The following is a 15,449-nucleotide window of genomic DNA, read 5'->3' as shown; positions in this document are numbered from 1 at the left end:
GATCCCGGTTTTAGTACCAGGCGTCCGGGATCTCTTCTTTGCGTTTGGCCACATAGGTGGCCAGTTCTTCTTTCTTGGCCTCGTCCATGGCGGGGGGCTGGTATTCGTTCAGCATCTGGTTCCAGCGCTCATAGGCGCGGCGGCGCATGTCCTTGGAACCGCCCTCTTCCCAGCTTTCGACATTTTCGCTGTCGCTGAGCTTGGGTTCATAGAATGCGGTCTGGTAGTTGCGCATGGTGTGGGCGCAGCCCAGGAAGTGACCGCCTGCGTCGACCTCATCATATGCATTACGAGCGAAGGCGTCGTCGCTGGTGTCCAGCCCCTGGCTGAGAACCTTTTGGTACGAGCCAAGACGGTCAGCGTCCATGATCAGTTTCTCGAACCCGGTGCACAGGCCGCCTTCGAGCCAACCGGCCGAGTGAAGAACAAAGTTTGCACCGGCCAGCATGGTCGAGTGCATCGAATCCGCCGATTCATAGGCGGCCTGCGCGTCTTCGATCTTGGAGGCGGTCAGAGAGCCTCCGCAGCGCAGCGGCAGACCAGCGCGGCGGGCCAGTTGCCCAATGGCGTAGTTCGAGATCACCGGTTCGGGCATACCAAAGGTCGGTGCGCCGGATTTCAGCGACATGGACGACAGGAAATTGCCCAGAACAAAGGGCGCGCCGGGGCGCAGCAGTTGGACGTAGGCGCAGACCATCATCGCCTCGGCCATGGCCTGTGCGACACTGGCGGCGGTGCTGACCGGACCCATTGCGCCCGACAGGATGAACGGAACCACGATCAGGCCCTGACCGCGCGACGAATAGACCCGCGCCGACTCGGTCACCACGCGGTCGACCAGCAGCGGCGAGTTGGTGTTCACGTTGCCCATGATGACGCAGTTGTCTTCCATGAAATCCGCACCAAAGACGATCTCGGCCATGTCGACACTGTCTTGCGCGCGGCTCATCTCGGTGATGGCGCCCAGATGCGGTTTGTCGCTGAGGGTCATATGCGCGAACATCATGTCGAGGTGACGCTTGCTGACCGGCACGTCGCAGGGTTCGCAGGTCACGAAACCGCCATGGTGCAGGTTCGGATGCATGTATGTCAGCTTCACCAGCTTTTCGAAGGACTCGATATCGCCGTAGCGGCGACCGCCTTCGAGGTCACGCACGAAGGGTGCGCCGTAGACAGGTGCAAAAACCTGATTGCCGTCGCCGATCACGACCGAGCGTTCGGGGTTGCGCGCGACTTGTTTGAAGCTTTTGGGCGCCTTGGCGCACAGGCTGCGAATCCATTGCGCGTCAGCCCGCACGATATCGCCTTCGACCCGCGCTCCTTCACGGCGCCACAGCTCCAGCGCTTCGGGGTCGTCGCGGAAGGCGATTCCCACGTCCTGGAATATCCAGTCGACCTGAGCCTCAAGGCGGACCAGTTCTTCCTCGTTGAGAGGATCAAAGTACGCCAACTTTCGTTGGATATAGGGGGAAGCCGGGACAGAACCGGCCTCGGAACCGCGGGAACGGGATTGACGTGCGCGCCGAGCCATTAAGAGCACTCCATTTTTTGGGTGCATATTAATCAACAATAAAACGCATGTGACGCTTGAAAATTTGAATGCTTAGCATAAACACAGTTTATGCTAGAACTCTGGAAACAGCTTGGTTCCCCTCGCAATCTGGTCGTATTCGAGGCCGCCGCCCGCCTTCAGTCCTTTACCCGCGCCGCGCAGGAGTTGAACGTGCAGCAACCCGCCGTCAGCGTTGCCATTCGCAGGCTGGAAGAAGGCTTGGGAACGCCCCTGTTCACCCGCGTTCACCGCAAGGTCGTCCTGACCGGAGCGGGCGAGCGGCTGCTGGCTGATGTCTCGCGGGCGTTCGAGCAATTGGCGCTGTCGGTTGAGTCCATCCGACAGACCAAACAGGCGGGCTATGTCACCCTCAGCGCATCGACGGCCTTCAACAACTATTGGATCATGCCGCGACTGGCCGATCTGCAAAGCCAACACCCAAAGATCGACTTGCGCCTGCAATCCAGTGACCGGGAACCGGATATCGACGCGGAAAACATCAGCCTTGCGGTGCGTCTGGGGGATGGAAACTGGGCGGATTGCGAAAGCGCCCTGATCGCGCCCGAGGCGATCTATCCCGTCGCCTCGCCCCGCGTCATGGCCGCCGCAGTTGATCTGAGAAGCCTGCCCAATCTCCTATCCCAACGCCTCATTCATCTGGAAGAACCCATTCGTCAGCGTCCCAGTTGGAGCGATTGGTTCGCCAATTTCTCAATCAGGACGGCAGTTCCGAACACGGGGCTGCGGCTGAATGACTATGCGCTTGTCCTGCAGGCGGCGATGGCCGGTGAGGGGTTTGCCTTCGGCTGGAAACACCTGACCGACCGTCTTGTCGATCAGGGTCTGCTGGCTGCCCGATCCGATTGGCAATGGACGACGGGCAAAGGGTTCTATCTCGTCTGGTCCAAGAAAACCCCTCTGTCCGATGATGCGCGAAAGGTAAGAGATTGGGTTTTGCGCACTCTGGACGAGGCCGCCTGAGTGCGGCAAGCCATTGAGTGGCGCGCGCTCCCGCCCCGAATATGCGTCAGGACGCTGCCCGCGGATTCCCACGTCGGTCTAGGGCAGAACCAATAGACCTGACGTCAGGGGCGAATTTTTCACAAAATGAACGAATTTCTGTCTTGAAGAAGCAAGGGTTTACGCGTCTACGGAAGGAAAACAGGTTACAGGTTGAAACGAGACTTGAATGCCAGATTTCAGCATCGTCGGCGGCGCATCCACCACATTCACGGACACAACCCCCGGCGGGGGGTTTGTCATCGACTTCAGGCTGCTCGACAACAGCTTCAGCGTGCAGATCAACGGTGTTGATCTTTTTGTCGGCGGCCCCGCCGGAGCACCCAATGAGCTACAGTTCCAGATTAGCGGGACCTCAGGTCAAACCGTGCGATTTGCAGATGGCGACCGGTACGAGGTGAATACGCCCGCCGTTTGGCAACTTCAAAACTCGGACACTGATCCTGTTGTCAGGCTCGAGGTGAACCCAGACGGTACCATCGCCCTGTTCGGCGTGAAGTCCAACGATGGCGCGCTTGTTCCGCTGGAATTGTTCAACGGCCTAACCGTCAACACCGACGCAATCGCCGCCGCCTGGAACGAGGATGGTGACAACACCATCGAAATCGATCAGGTCGTGACCGGCCCGACCAATGCGAGCGGTGAATTCGAGGATGTACCCTGTTTTGCATCAGGAACACTGATCGAAACATCAGAGGGGTTTATCCGGGTCGAGGACCTGAAGGTCGGTGATCAGGTCCTGACATATGACAACGGGCTGCGGCCGGTTTGCTGGATTGGCTCTCGTTACCTGAGCCAAAACCAACTTGAGGACAAGCCTCATCTCAAACCCATTGTGATCAGGGCGAATGCGCTGGGTCCTGGCTATCCGCAGCGCGATCTGATCGTGTCGCCTCAGCACCGGATTTTGGTTTCCTCAGCCATCGCCAAACGGATGTTCGACTGTCAGGATGTCCTGCTGCCCGCGAAGAAACTGCTGCCATTGAGCGGTGTCGATGTTTTGGACGACCTGTCTGGTGGAGTTCGGTATCACCACATCTTGTTCGATCAGCATGAGATCATTTGGTCCAACGGCGCGCCCACGGAAAGCCTCTTTCTGGGGCCGCTAACCATGCAGGCCATCTCGCCCGAAGCGCGGCAAGAGATCAAAGAGCTGTTCCCAGAATGCGCGGCGGTTGATTTTAGACCGCTAACGGCAAGGTTGGTGCCCGGAAAGGGCAAGTGGATTTCGAAGCTTGTCGAGCGTCACCGCGGGAACCGCAAACCCCTGTTCGACGGTCAGGCTGCCCATAACTGAGCAGGGACCCAGCCCCTGTACCTAAATACCCGCTCAGATCCCGTATATTCTGACTGCCGACGGAAACCCCTATAAGCGCATTATGATGAATCGCTGCGTGGCGGACCGGGTCGAATTTGTGGGCGGCAGCAAAGGCATTCCTCTTAGTTTAGATCCGGCCAAACAACTCAGTAGCACATTTGCATTGGGAGGATAGGATTTTTAGCCGTGATGCCGGTGCGCGAAACAACGCGGACCTTTTGCACAAGGCGGAACAGTCGATTGAAAGCTACCGCGCGCATGGCGGTCGGTTGGTCTGGACAATTCACAATGCCCGCCCGCACAAAGTGATCAGCCGTGGAGGCTTTCGCCAAGCCTGCCAGTCGCTGGTCAAACGAGCCGACGCAAGCCGCATTCACGTGATTTCTCATCCAAGCTGTCTCGGGTCGTTTGAGCCACAGGACATCAAACTCGCACATCCTATTCCAGATCGCAGCCCAAACATGTTTTGTTTTTCGGCATGTTTCGGGTTGCTTATCATCGGCCCTGCCCCGGGCGACATGACAGAAGTCACGCCGCCGGAACTGCATGAGACAACACTCTATGACCCAAGCTTGCCCCGAGGGTTGATCCGCGCCATGATCCGATCGCTGCAGATGGAAACCTCAGAGTATCAGAGGCTGCGACAGGCCTGTTTGAAACATGCGCAAATGCACTCGCCCGAGGTGATAAGCCCCAAGCTTATGAACATCCTTCTTGAACACCAACCAGACCGGCCCACGACATGACACGTTCGACACCTCGCCTGTTCCTTAGTCACTTGCGTGAGCTGGGGGTAGACCTAGCGCCAAAAGAGCCGGGCGCCGAAATCCGACCGCGCAAGCTGTTTCGTGCCTTGTCGCGCCGTGGGTTTGAAATCGAACAGACCAAACCAACCGCCGCAGTTTTGCGGGGCTTCGGGTTTCAGCCTGAATCCGTCATCGATATTGGCGTAGATCAGGGCACCCCGATGATCTACGACGCCTTTCCGCAAGCAAAGTTCCTGCTTGTGGACCCGTTGATCGAATCCCAGCAAAGGGTCCAAAAATACGAAGGCAAACTGGATTTTCGGTTCGAGTGCTGCGCCCTAGGTCCCGAAGACGGCAACATCACGGTCAACATCCCCTCGACGGCTACGAAAACCCGCACAAGCCGAGCAACGGCCATGGAGTTCGAAGGGCGGAACAAAGCCCAGTTCGCATCGTTTGAAACGCGCGAGGTTCCGATGCGTAGGCTGGACAGTCTGACGGCAGACCTGCAGGGCCCGATCGGCATCAAGATTGATACCGAAGGGTTCGAGTTGGAGGTCGTGAAAGGCGCAACAGAAACCCTGAAAAGAACCGAATTTGTGTTGGCCGAAGCGAATGTGAAACGGCGCTATGTGGGTGGATACAGGTTCTCAGAGCTGGTCTCTTTCATGGGTCAGAACGGGTTTGAAATTCTGGATTTCCCCAGACCCATTCGACCGGAGTCTGATGACTGTGACGTTCTATTCGCCCACTATGACAGCGCGCGTTTTGACTTTTGATGCTCTTGAGAACCCCATTGATCCAACACTGCCGAAGGCATAGCAGGGAAATGGTTTGTCAGGACAAGCTTGAGGCTTGAGGCCGGCGCAACGCATTGCATGATCGGCGCGGCCTCCGTGGATGGCTCGACAATATATACAATTCCGATTTCATGATTGTATGGTTCAACAAAACGTCCAATGCGACCAGAGGTTAACACCCGGAGGGACCCTGTGCTGAATTTGTCGATCCCCATACCTTTGATATTGGCGTCAATACTGCCTGCGGTTCTGGACCGATGCTCTGCCTCGGATACGAGCGTGGCCCTTGGCGTACTGGCACGCGACCGCGTCGCATTGACCGCGACGGCCAGCGAAATCATCGTCGATCTGCCCGTTGCCGAAGGCTCGGTCGTCATGGCCGGAGACACGCTGGTTCAACTTGATCCCACGTTACAGACCGCAAAGCTGAACCTGGCGCAAGCCGAACTGGAAAAAGCAAAAGCCACACTTTTGAAGCTGCAGGTCGGACCGCGCGAGGAAGAGATCGCAATTGCCCAAGCCAAGGTCGCCGGAGCTACCGCGCGATTGGCCGATGCCGAAGCTATCTATGAACGCAATGCCCGTTTGGTTGAAAACTCGGTCGTGACCGAGGCGCAGGTCGCAAATGATCTGGCCTTACGGGACTCGGCACGCGCCGAATTGGTCGGTGCTCAGGAAACGTTGAAAGAGCTGCAGAACGGCACCCGCCCCGAAGATCTCGCCGTTGCGGAAGCAAACGTCCGCGCAGCCGAAGCATCGGTCGATGCGGAACAGACCGTCTTGGAGGATCTGACCGTTGTCGCAACACGCGACGGCGTCCTGGACTCGCTGCCTTGGAACCTCGGTGAACGGGTGACAACCGGCAGCCCCGTGGCCGTTCTGGTCACGGGGCAGACGCCCTATGCCCGCGTCTATGTACCCGAACCGCATCGCGTGACACTGAAACCCGGCGATACGCTGGAGGTGAATGTCGACGGGCTGGATGCCCCGCTGGACGGCGTGGTCCGGTGGATCAGTGACGACGCGTCCTTCACGCCTTACTATGGTTTGAACCAAGATGACCGGACGCGGCTTGTCTATCTGGCCGAGATTGATTTACCCACCGCGTCGCCGGATCTGCCTGCCGGGGTTCCAGTGCAGGTTCCCATGCCATGACAGACGTCGTTGTGTCGACACGCGGCCTGACCCGGCAGTTCGGAACAAACACCGCCGTCAACGATCTGGATCTTGAGATCAGAACAGGCCAGATCTACGGGTTTCTCGGCCCCAACGGCTGTGGCAAGACCACGACCATGCGCATGTTGACCGGGCTACTGACACCGACCAGCGGATCCATCTCGGTTCTTGGTCGATCCATGCCTGAGGCAGCAGAACCGCTGAAGAATGAGATCGGGTACATGACCCAGATCTTCTCTTACTACCGCGACCTGACCGTGCTGGAGAACCTCAGGTTCGCGGCGGAAATCTACGGTATCCCGGCAAAAGCAGCGAAAGATCGGATCGACGAGCTGCTACACACTTACGACCTGACGACCAACGTAAATCAACTCAGCGGCAGCATGAGCGGAGGGCAGCGGCAAAAGCTGGCCCTTGCGGCCACGATCCTGCACCGGCCTAAACTGCTGTTTCTGGACGAGCCGACCTCGGCCGTTGATCCCGAAACACGCCGCACATTCTGGGAGCAATTGTTCGATCTTGTCGATCAGGGTGCCACCATGATCGTTTCCACCCATTTTATGGATGAGGCCGAGCGCTGCCACCGCCTAGCCATCCTTCAGCATGGTGTCAAGAAAGCGGACGGATCACCGCGCCAGCTTATGAATGATCTTCAAGCCGACGTTGTCGAGGTCGAAGGCCCGGATCTGCGCAACGTCAAACATGAGCTGGACGGCACGCCAAAGATATTGTCGACCGCTCAGGTCGGCTCTCGCTTGCGGGTTCTGGTGGACAAAGCCGAGCCTCAGCCGGTGGACATGCTGCGCGCCCGGCTCGAGGGGTTCTCCGATCTGTCCCTGACACCTCAGAGGCCAAATCTAGAAGACGTCTTTGTCAGCGCCACGCGGGGGGAAGACCAATGATCTCGGCCCGCCGGATAGCAGCCGTCCTTAGGAAAGAGCTGTTGCAGCTGCGGCGGGACAGGATGACCTTCGCCATGGTCATCATGATCCCGCTGATCCAGCTTTTGTTGTTCGGATACGCGATCAACACCAATCTGCGCCACGTGCCTGTGGCTGTTGTCGATCAATCCCAAACCGAGCTGTCACGCATGTTGACGCAGATGGTTCAGGCCACGCAGGTCGTGACGGTCACCGAACAACTGGCAACCCCACAAGAGGCCGAGCGCGCGATCACACAATCCCGCGTGCGGGCCGCACTGATCATCCCCCCAGACGTCAGCCAACGCCTTGCCCGCAGCCCGTCTGTCGGGCTAGGCTTGCCCAATTCAACAGATCAAACCAGCAGTCGACCCGTCGCGCATTGGATCGTCGATGGCTCGGACACGATGGTGGCAAGCGCGATCAAATCCCTGCGGACAATGCCCTTGACCGAACTACTAAGACTGCCTGCAAACCGGCAGGTTCCGACATTTGAGGTGACGCTGTACTTCAACCCTGAACAGCGATCAGCGGTCAATATCGTGCCGGGTCTTGTGGGGGTGATCCTGACGATGACGATGATCCTGTTCACCTCGGCCGCGATCGTTCGGGAACGCGAACGCGGCAATATGGAGATGCTGATCAACACGCCGATCAAGTCGATCGAGTTGATGCTGGGCAAGATCATCCCCTACATCTTTCTGGGTCTGATCCAGGTCGCGATCATTCTGGGGCTAGGTCATCTGCTGTTTGACGTCCCCATAAACGGAGGGCTGGGCACATTGCTGGTGGTGACGCTGTTGTTCATCATCGCCAGCCTGTCGTTGGGGCTGGTGATTTCAACTCTGGCCCAGAACCAGCTTCAGTCGATGCAGATGACCCTCTTTATCCTCCTGCCGTCTATCCTGATGTCGGGGTTCATGTTTCCCTTCGACGGCATGCCTCAACCGGTGCAGATCATCGCACAGGTGCTGCCGGCCACGCATTTCATGGAGATGATCCGAGGCGTGGTTTTGCGCGACGCCTCTCTCTATGATCTGCGCTCGGAGATCTTGTGGATGATCGGCTTTGCCATTTTCGGATTGCTGGCAGCAACGCTGAGGTTCAAGAAGCGCCTAGGCTAATAAACCATCTGGCGTTTGAACAGCGTGTCAGGCAAATCACCGCCCTATCTCGGTTTGCATTGAAAGCGTTCAGCCGGTAGGCCTCGAAATCGCAGGCGTGTTGTTCAATCCAAGGCCCGAAGTCTCTTTAGCAAAGACGAGGTATCCCAGCGGCCGCCGCCGAGTTTCTGAACATCCTTGTAAAACTGATCGACCAACGCCGTCACCGGAAGGCTCGCCCCGGTTTCATTTGCAGTATCAAGACAAATCCCCAGATCTTTGCGCATCCAGTCCACGGCAAAACCGTGGTCAAAATGGTCGTCCAGCATCGTTTCGTACCTGTTGGCCATCTGCCAGCTTCCTGCTGCGCCTTGGCTGATAACCTCGACGACCGCACGCCCGTCCAGACCGGCTTTCTCGGCGAAATGCAGGGCCTCGCTCAAGCCCTGAACCAGACCAGCGATCGCAATTTGGTTGCTCATCTTCGTCATCTGACCCGAACCGCTTTCGCCAATCCGACGACAGATCTTCGAATAGACCTGCATGATCGGCTCGGCTGCATCGTAAACAGACTGATCCCCGCCGCACATGATCGAAAGGACACCGTTTTCGGCCCCCGCCTGACCGCCCGAAATCGGCGCGTCTACAAAGCCCAAACCCTGATCCTTCGCCGCCGCATACAACTCGCGTGTGACTTTAGCTGAAACGGTGGTGTGGTCAACGAGCGTGGTGCTTTGCGACATCCCGGAGAACGCTCCGTCTGCCCCGGTGCAAACGCTTCGTAGGTCATCGTCATTCCCCACACAGGTCATGACAAAATCTGCCCCCTCAGCCGCGGCGCGCGGGGTTGCCGCCATCAAGCCACCATGTTCGGCAACCCAGGCTTCAGCTTTAGCCGCCGTCCGGTTGAAAACCGTTACTTCGTGGCCTGCGGCCTGCAAGTGGCCTGCCATCGGATAGCCCATCACGCCCAGGCCGAGAAAAGCAAGTTTAGCCATTACTTATGTCCTCTACTACAAAAGGTCTCGCGGTGTTTGACCCGCAAAAAAAGCATCCAGATTGTCCAACGCTCGAAAGCCCATAGCGTCTCGGGTTTTGGTTGTGGCGCTTCCGATATGCGGCAACATGAAGATGTTTTCATGCGCGGCGAATTTTGGGTTTCCACCGGGTTCAGTCTTGAAGCAATCTAGCCCGGCAGCGGCCAGCTTGCCGCTTTCGATCGCGTGCAGAAGCGCGTCTTCGTCAACAAGCGCACCCCTCGCCGAATTCACCAGAACCGCGCCGTCAGGCAGTTTTGCCAGATTTTGGGCATCCATCAGGTTCACGGTTTCCGGTGTTGCAGGACAATGCAGTGACAAGAAATCCGCCACCATCAACAACGTTTCGATGCTGTCGTGGTATGTGGCTCCGTGCTCTTGTTCAGGCGACAGGCGGCTGCGGTTGAAGTAGTGAACCTCCATATCAAAACCGCGCGCCTTTTCTGCGAACGCGCGGCCCACACGACCCATACCGACAATCCCAAGCCGAGCGCCAGTGACCTGTTTGCCGACCATGAAAGACGGGCTCCAGCTGTCCCAGGCACCGGTGCGCATTAGGCGGTCCCCTCGGACCGCGTGCCGCGCCGCGCCCAGCGTCAGCAACATCGCAAGCTCAGCCGTGGCGTCTGACAGGACGTCAGGCGTGTTTGTCACGACAATCCCCTTCGCCGCCAGCGCCGGAAGGTCACAATGATCTACGCCCACTGAATGGTTCGCCACAATCTTCAGCCGTGGATCAAGCTTTGAGACGACCTCGGCCGAGAAATGCTCCGAGTGACAGGGCATCATCGCGTCGACCTTCGCGCTCATGGCGATGATCTCGTCTGCCGTGCCTGGCGTGTCGGCCTCGTTCAGGATCACGTCATAGCCTTGTCGTGCGCGCGCAATCGTGGCATCGGACACCCGACGCGGTAGCCAGAGAACGGGTCTATCGCTCATGGGGTCAGTCCTTTTTGATCGCGTCTTCCCAGAAATTGTACAGCGCAAGGGCTATGACGAAGACCGCAATACACAAGAATGGAAAACCACCCCAGAACCCGGCGAAACCGGTCGAGATACTGTGGGCAAGGCCGAGAACGAACACCATCATCAAGCCGGTGCCAATGAGGCCCATGAGAATATTTGTCAGTCGTGACATAGGATTACTCTCCCTTCTATTCTTGCGTTCTGAGGGTTCTTTGAACCCATGAAGCTGTGCGAAGAAGCCGATCGTCTTCTTCGACCGCGCCGATCAGCTGGACACCAATGGGCAAGTCATTCCGCCCCACCAACAAAGGCAGCGTGAGGCAGGGCAAACCTGCCAGCGTCCAGGTGAGGCAGAAAACGGAATCTCCGGTATGGCCCTCGCTTAGCGGCACGGCTTCGCCGGTTGCTGCCGGGGCCAGGATTGCGTCGAATTCATTGAAATACTCGGCGAAGAAGCCCTGAGCGGAGGCCATGACGGCCAAGGCGTCTTCATATTGGGCGTCGCTGATATCTCCGCCGCGGTTGATCGCGGATTGCATCTCGGGGCTGAGGTCCGGCCAATGCGCATTCGAGATTTCGGCCATGTTTTGGCGAATTTCGTAGTCGTAGATCGTTTTGTGAACGGTGATCAGATCGGCCAGTTGAGGCGATACCGAAAAACGTTCGACCCTTCCACCAAGCCCCTCGAAAACGGCGTTCAACCCCTCAAGCGCATCTGGATCAAGGCGATCGTTGAATGGAAATTCCAGCCAGGCAATGTTCGGTTCGACAGGAACCTCCGCCTGCGCGCCGGACAGCATATCCGCTCGCGGCCGGGCAAAGCTGGCGGGGTCGCGCTGGTCATATCCAGCCACCACGTCTGTCAACAAAGCGATATCTTCCAGCGCGTTGGCGAACCCCCCAACGTGGTCCAAAGAGACCGACGTCCTGAAAACCCCATGTCGCGAGATCATTCCCTGCGTGGGTTTGAAACCATAGACGCCGCAATAAGAGGCCGGACGGATAACCGAGCCCCCGGTCTGGGTGCCGATGGCCAGAGGCACATGTCTTGCCGCAACGGCCGCTGCCGATCCGCTGGACGACCCCCCTGGTGTTCTGGTCGCATCAAAAGGGTTGGTGGTTTCGGTCGGATGCATAAAGGCAAGCTCGGTCGTCTTGGTCTTGCCCATGATAACGGCGCCGGCCTCGCGCAGGCATTCTACGAGCCTAGCATCTGCCTCCGGCTGTCGACCCGAAAAGATCGGTGTGCCCCTCTGTGTGGGCATGTCTTTTGTGTCGACAATGTCCTTCAGCCCCACGGGCACCCCGTGCAAGGGGCCAGTCGCTCGTCCTGCCTTGCGAATGCGATCCAGCTCGCGCGCCTGATCCAGCGCAACGCCCGCATCCAGGTAAGCCCAGGCGCGGATGGTGCTGTCGGTCTCTTCGATGCGTTTGAGACAGTCCTCAACCAGTGCTTCGGACAAGATACGCCCGTCCCGAATGCCCTCGGCGGATTGAACCGCCGAGAACAATGACAGATCGTGTTTGGTCATGGCACCCAGACCCCGAACAGGTAGTCAGGCAGCCACAGCGCGATGCCCGGGAACTGATACATCAGCACCATGCACAGGATCACGATGGCCAGATAGGGCATCAGACCTCGGAAGATCTCCATCAGCTGGATCTGGTTCTTTAGGACCCCCTTCAAATAGTAGGCCGACATGGCCATCGGTGGTGTCAGGAATGAAGTCTGCAAGTTCAGAGCTACCAGCATCGCGAAGAAATACGGGTTGACGCCAAACGTCTCGAGCATGGGCAGGAAGATCGGCACGAAGATGATCAGAATCTCGGACCATTCAAGCGGCCAGCCCAGCAGGAAGATGATCAACTGCGCAAGCACAAGGAACTGCCAGGGCTGAAGGTTCATCCCAACAACCCAATGCTCGATCACGTCATGCCCGCCGAGATATGAAAAGATCGACGCAAAGGTCCACGAGCCCACGAATAACCAGCACACCATGGCGGTGGCCTTGGCCGTGAGGAAGACACTTTGCTTGACCTTGTCCCAGGTGAGCGACCGGTAGAGCACTGCCAGCACAAGCCCGCCCAAGGCACCCATCGCCGCCGCTTCGGCCGGCGTTGCAAGACCGCCGAGGATTGAGCCAAGCACCAGCAGGATCAAAACGGTCAACGGCACGAACGAGATCAGCAGGTCCATGTAGATCTGCCGTTTTGGCGGAACATCATCCTCCTGCGGCTTGGGGGCCAGCGACGGGTTCAGCCAGACACGCACCATGACGTAGACGATGTAGAGACCCGCCAGCATGAGGCCCGGAAAGACCGCCGCTGCATAGAGGCGCAGCGGAGAAAGCTCGGCAATGGCGGCGTAGACGATCAACATGATCGACGGTGGGATCAGGATGCCCAACGTGCCACCGGCGCAGATCACGCCCGAGGCAAAACTGCGCTGATACCCCGCGTTGGCCATTGCCGGATAGGCCAGCAATCCCATCAGGGTGACAACGGCGCCCACAATCCCCGACGCTGTCGAGAAAACCGCACACGTTAGCAGCGCCGCGATCGCCAGAGATCCGGGCAAGTTGCGGGCCGCCATGTAGAGCGAAAAGAACAACCGGTCGACGATGTTCGCCCTTTCGACCACGTAGCCCATGAACAGGAACAAGGGGATGGCAACAAGCGTGTCATTCTCCATCACCGAATAGGTGTTCTGGTTCAGCAGGTAGAAGATGTTGTTGTTGAAGATGTCCGCAATGCTCTCGGGCGCGGACTGGTAGTAGGCATAATACCCGAACGCGACACCCATGGCGAGCAGTGTGAACGCAATCGGAAAGCCCAACAGAACCAGCACAATAAAGAGGCTGAGCATCAGGATGGCGACTTGTGGATCAGTCATCGCTGCGACCTCCTTGCTTGGTGCCTGTTGTATGAATTCGGTCGACGGTTGATTCCATCAGCATGTCTTCGGTCTCACGTACGTCATCCAGACGGTCGAGCCAGACGCCATTTCGCATCGCCAGCCAGCATCTTGCCATCTCGGCAAGCCCTTGCAGCATCAGCAAGACACCGGCGACGGGGATCAGAGTTTTGAAGAAATAAATCTGAATTCTGGCGGGGCTGTTCCAGCTGACTTCTTCATAGCGCCAGCTGTCCTTGGCGATTTCCCAGCCGTACCAGAACAGGGCAAACATGCCGGGAAAGAAAAAGATAATATACAGAACGAAATCGACCCGCGCCTGCCAGCGGACCGAGAAAAGGCGGTACAGCACGTCACCGCGCACATGCGCGTCTTGCGCCAGCGCATAGGCCCCGGCCATCAGGAACAAGGCGCCATACATCTGTACCATCATATCGAACGCCCAGACGGTCGGCTTGTTCAGCACGTACCGGACGAACACTTCGTAGGACACCGAAAGTGTCAGAATTAGGATGCACCAACCGAAGGCTTTGCCGACCCATTGGCTTAGCCCTTCGATGGCGTGGATTGTCTTGATCAAGGTCAGTTCCTCGCCTGTTCCGCCCGCAGTTCAGAAAGCCGCGCGCCGGCGCGACCTTCCGTTTTCAAAGAGTGTCAGGCCTCAGCCGAAGTAGTGCTTATACGCCAGCTTGTAGTCAGGCTGGTTGAGATTGAGGTAGTTCATGACAGTCTTCGCATAGGCCTTCTGGCTGTCGACAACCTTGGCAAAGAACGGATCTTCGTTCGAGATCCTTTCGACCACAACATCCCAAGCCTCGAGCTGGGCCTGCATCACGCTGTCAGGCGTGCGATACACGTTGACACCCTGCTCTTCGGCCAGCGTCACCAGATCGTCAGCGTAGCGCTTGGTGTTGTTCCAGTAGAAGTTCGAGTTCTCGGCCTCGGACGCGTATTTCAGGATCGCCTGAAGCTCGGGCGCAAGCGCGTTGAACTTGTCTTTGTTGAACGTGACCTCGAAGAACTCCTGGCTCTGGTGGAACGAGGCCAGATGATAGTGTTTGGACACGTCCTGCATACCAAAGTCGCGGTCGGATGTGGGGTTGTTGAACTCGGCCGCATCAATCAGGCCGGACTTCATCGCGGGCTGGATCTCGCCCCCGGGCAGCTGCACAACGGACATGCCCATCTCAAGCAGAACATCTGCCGCAAGACCAACTGTACGGTATTTCAGACCGTTCATCTGATCCGAGCTTGTGATTTCCTCTTTGAACCAACCCAGTGGCTGTGCGGGCATGGGCGAGTTGAAGAAGGACACAACGTTCAGGCCAAGGATGCCCATCAGCTCGTCAAACAGTTCCTGACCGCCGCCATAGTTCACCCAGCCCAGAACCTCTTGGCTGGACCAGCCAAAGCACGGACCCGTTCCGAACAGCGATGCCGTCTTGGATTTCGAGTACCAGTAGGCCGGAACGTAATGCGCCGCGTCCAGAACGCCGCGGTGGACCGCGTCCTGCATCTGGCTGGTTTTTACGACCGAATTCACAGGCAGAAGTTCGATCGTCAGTTTGCCACCGGACATTTCATTGACGCGGTTGACGTAGGATTGCGCGTTCTCAAGAAAGATGCCGCCGCCCCAGGCTGCCTGCATCTTCATTGTCGTTCCTTCCTGCGCATGGACAGCCGGAGCAGCAAGCGCACCAGCACCTACAACAGCGGACCCACGCAGAAAGTTTCTGCGGTTCAAAGATTTTGTCATGTTTCCTCCCTAGACTGGGCCGTCGCCGATATCCCTTCGGCATTGGCACCAAACCCGCCCTCCAGCGGATAGAATCTACGATAAGCCAGATTCGCAATTTTTCAAAATATTTTGGAAACTCTTTCATTTTTGGCGTCAAAA

Annotated in this window: 15 protein-coding genes; 7 read left to right on the top strand and 8 right to left on the bottom strand. The window is 57.7% G+C overall.

Annotation, left to right across the window (positions count from 1 at the left end; genetic code table 11):
- Positions 1–10: 10 nt before the first annotated feature.
- The gene (locus ACR3FB_RS21710; RefSeq protein WP_480565353.1) at positions 11–1,531 is read right to left on the bottom strand and encodes a trimethylamine methyltransferase family protein; all 1,521 of its coding nucleotides are present in this window, start codon (positions 1,529–1,531) and stop codon (positions 11–13) included.
- Positions 1,532–1,621: 90 nt separating this feature from the next.
- On the opposite strand from ACR3FB_RS21710, the gene ACR3FB_RS21705 reads away from it, so the two are divergent.
- From ACR3FB_RS21705 to ACR3FB_RS21675, 7 genes are all read left to right on the top strand, one after another.
- Complete coding sequence (locus ACR3FB_RS21705) at positions 1,622–2,533, top strand: LysR substrate-binding domain-containing protein (protein WP_480565350.1); 912 nt, start codon at positions 1,622–1,624, stop codon at positions 2,531–2,533.
- A gap of 208 nt (positions 2,534–2,741) precedes the next feature.
- Complete coding sequence (locus tag ACR3FB_RS21700) at positions 2,742–3,869, top strand: Hint domain-containing protein (protein ID WP_480565347.1); 1,128 nt, start codon at positions 2,742–2,744, stop codon at positions 3,867–3,869.
- Between the two features lie 239 nt (positions 3,870–4,108).
- Positions 4,109–4,636, top strand: a complete 528-nt coding sequence (locus ACR3FB_RS21695; protein ID WP_425084618.1) for a hypothetical protein — start codon at positions 4,109–4,111, stop codon at positions 4,634–4,636.
- Positions 4,633–5,415 carry an FkbM family methyltransferase gene (locus ACR3FB_RS21690; RefSeq protein WP_480565342.1) on the top strand — a complete coding sequence of 261 codons (783 nt, stop codon included), beginning with the start codon at positions 4,633–4,635 and terminating at the stop codon, positions 5,413–5,415. Before ACR3FB_RS21695 ends, ACR3FB_RS21690 begins: the two co-directional genes overlap by 4 nt.
- Before the next feature lie 300 nt (positions 5,416–5,715).
- A complete protein-coding gene (locus ACR3FB_RS21685; protein ID WP_480566893.1) occupies positions 5,716–6,591 on the top strand; it encodes an HlyD family secretion protein in 876 nt (291 codons plus the stop codon).
- On the top strand, positions 6,588–7,514 hold the full coding sequence (locus ACR3FB_RS21680) for an ABC transporter ATP-binding protein (RefSeq protein ID WP_475220125.1): 927 nt from the start codon (positions 6,588–6,590) through the stop codon (positions 7,512–7,514). The genes ACR3FB_RS21685 and ACR3FB_RS21680 overlap by 4 nt, the downstream gene beginning before the upstream one ends.
- Positions 7,511–8,656, top strand: a complete 1,146-nt coding sequence (locus ACR3FB_RS21675; RefSeq protein ID WP_170473775.1) for an ABC transporter permease — start codon at positions 7,511–7,513, stop codon at positions 8,654–8,656. Before ACR3FB_RS21680 ends, ACR3FB_RS21675 begins: the two co-directional genes overlap by 4 nt.
- 104 nt (positions 8,657–8,760) lie before the next feature.
- On the opposite strand, the gene ACR3FB_RS21670 is transcribed toward ACR3FB_RS21675, so the two are convergent.
- The 7 genes from ACR3FB_RS21670 to ACR3FB_RS21640 all read right to left on the bottom strand — a co-directional run bounded on the left by ACR3FB_RS21670 (position 8,761) and on the right by ACR3FB_RS21640 (position 15,308).
- The gene (locus tag ACR3FB_RS21670; RefSeq protein ID WP_480565336.1) at positions 8,761–9,633 is read right to left on the bottom strand and encodes an NAD(P)-dependent oxidoreductase; all 873 of its coding nucleotides are present in this window, start codon (positions 9,631–9,633) and stop codon (positions 8,761–8,763) included.
- Between the two features lie 15 nt (positions 9,634–9,648).
- A complete protein-coding gene (locus ACR3FB_RS21665; RefSeq protein WP_480565333.1) occupies positions 9,649–10,611 on the bottom strand; it encodes a 2-hydroxyacid dehydrogenase in 963 nt (320 codons plus the stop codon).
- Between the two features lie 4 nt (positions 10,612–10,615).
- Positions 10,616–10,810, bottom strand: coding sequence for a hypothetical protein (locus tag ACR3FB_RS21660; RefSeq protein WP_170380356.1), 195 nt, complete (start codon positions 10,808–10,810; stop codon positions 10,616–10,618).
- A gap of 16 nt (positions 10,811–10,826) precedes the next feature.
- The gene (locus ACR3FB_RS21655) at positions 10,827–12,170 is read right to left on the bottom strand and encodes an amidase (RefSeq protein ID WP_480565330.1); all 1,344 of its coding nucleotides are present in this window, start codon (positions 12,168–12,170) and stop codon (positions 10,827–10,829) included.
- On the bottom strand, positions 12,167–13,531 hold the full coding sequence (locus ACR3FB_RS21650) for a TRAP transporter large permease (RefSeq protein WP_170380354.1): 1,365 nt from the start codon (positions 13,529–13,531) through the stop codon (positions 12,167–12,169). The genes ACR3FB_RS21655 and ACR3FB_RS21650 overlap by 4 nt, the downstream gene beginning before the upstream one ends.
- The gene (locus tag ACR3FB_RS21645; protein WP_170380353.1) at positions 13,524–14,132 is read right to left on the bottom strand and encodes a TRAP transporter small permease subunit; all 609 of its coding nucleotides are present in this window, start codon (positions 14,130–14,132) and stop codon (positions 13,524–13,526) included. Before ACR3FB_RS21645 ends, ACR3FB_RS21650 begins: the two co-directional genes overlap by 8 nt.
- A gap of 81 nt (positions 14,133–14,213) precedes the next feature.
- Positions 14,214–15,308 carry a TRAP transporter substrate-binding protein gene (locus ACR3FB_RS21640; protein WP_170380352.1) on the bottom strand — a complete coding sequence of 365 codons (1,095 nt, stop codon included), beginning with the start codon at positions 15,306–15,308 and terminating at the stop codon, positions 14,214–14,216.
- Between the last annotated feature and the right edge of the window lie 141 nt (positions 15,309–15,449).

The organism is Ruegeria sp. AO1 (assembly GCF_056535985.1).
Note: the sequence above shows the minus strand (reverse complement) of the source record. Positions and strands in the feature narration are given on the sequence as shown.